The sequence below is a fragment of the Xenorhabdus santafensis genome, assembly GCF_033949405.1.
In the GTDB taxonomy this organism is placed as follows: Bacteria; Pseudomonadota; Gammaproteobacteria; order Enterobacterales; family Enterobacteriaceae; genus Xenorhabdus; species Xenorhabdus santafensis.
The window spans coordinates 1-1,505 of the sequence record NZ_VCDN01000186.1 but is presented as its reverse complement, the minus strand read 5'-3'; the positions used below and the strand labels follow the sequence as shown (position 1 = coordinate 1,505).

Sequence of the window (1,505 nt, the reverse complement as noted above, 5' to 3'; positions counted from 1 at the left end):
TGAGGGATTATGTGAAGACTGCATGTAGGGGAAGCGATGGAAAACACAGGTGAGCTACTAGCTGAACTGATTAGCAAGGCGTTATCCGGCGTGGACGGTTTGGTTGACTTTGGTAAAGACCAATTACCCGCAGTCATAGAGCAATTGATGCTTTAGCAGCTTTGGATAAATAGTTTGTTATTTATCTTATTCCTGATCCTGGCGTTATTAGCAGGTTACACATGGAAAAGAGCCGTAGAGAGTGATATTTATAATGAAATCCCTATATATGTAGTCCTTTTCGCTGCTGTTTGTGCACTTGGGTTTATCTCTCTATGTTGTGTATTCACTGCCATTCAGATAGTTGTAGCACCTAAAGTTTGGCTAATCGAATATGCGGCATCACTGATTAGATAGACACACCCCAGAGCAAATGATTCTGGGGTGGTGAAGAATTATTATCGTTTTGGCGTATTCCATGGATGAGCGTCATCTTCGTAATTAGTCCACTCGTTTCCTGAAACGTCAGTCCATGGCGTTGATGGTGGAGTGGGGGAACGTGAAGGTGAAAAAAACGGACGTAGTGGTGTAGTAGACCTAAACCCATTTTGCCATCCAGATTCCCGTATTTCCCTGCGCATCTGTTCCTGCGCGTCTTGAATTTGTTGATGGACGGAAGGTTGTTGGGCTAAGTCATGCGTTCGATGAAGAACAGGATGCTGGTTTTGTTGGTTTCTTATTTCTATCTCTCGTACGACATTTGAAAAATTTCGACGATCACTCGTTATTTTTGGAAGTATATCAGTCTTATAACTAACCAGAGTAATGGGGAAGTTATGTTGATACAATTTATAACAATCTACAGCTTCCCTTTGTTTAGGGAAACCACCACGTCTATCGGCAAAAAAACCTAACCGATTGATAAGACCCCATAATGTTTTATCAGAGTAGTTATGAAAAGGAGTGCTGCCAAATCTAGAAAGAATCAGGTTAAGGATAGAGCCATGAGATTCTCGAAATCCTGTTATCTCTAGCGATATAACTCTATTTGGTAGATTTCGTAGGTACGGTCTGATATATGGCTCTAGTGCTTCAAAAACGAGCTGTTGAGTTTGGGACATAACAAACACCTCCAAAGACTAACATGTTTATAACAACCTCTACCCCCATCTTCACCGTAAAACAAGCGAATAAACCTTAACTATTGGTTACTCTCTGAAACTAAACACAATATTCCTTTACCCATTCCCTTGAGTGGTTAAAGCAATAACCCATGCCATCACCTCGTACCTACCGCGTACTCAACGCACACGGGCTGGTGGCATTTTTATTTTCAACTATTGAGTAAATCCCTATGGTTGATTTACGGGCTGGACAAAAGCAATAAATCCATTGCATTTCAATATATTAGTTGAGCGCAAGGGGGTGGACAAAACGACTCAACCCTTTGTTATCAATCTTCTATTTTGCCGACAACCCCTGCGCCGGGTTATCGCCGTCTGCCGGTATTAGCGATGACATGTTCC

1 protein-coding gene is annotated in these 1,505 nt (G+C 41.9%); it reads right to left on the bottom strand.

Going from position 1 to position 1,505, the window contains the following annotated elements; genetic code table 11:
• Window positions 1–437: 437 nt before the first annotated feature.
• Window positions 438–1,100 (bottom strand): hypothetical protein, encoded by a 663-nt coding sequence (locus FE392_RS19770; protein WP_319931845.1) that lies wholly within the window; start codon window positions 1,098–1,100, stop codon window positions 438–440.
• Window positions 1,101–1,505 lie beyond the last annotated feature (405 nt).

What these genes read in the sequence shown, in the direction of transcription:
- FE392_RS19770 (WP_319931845.1), bottom strand. Translation starts at nt 1,100, where the DNA reads ATGTCCCAAACTCAACAGCTCGTTTTTGAAGCACTAGAGCCATATATC.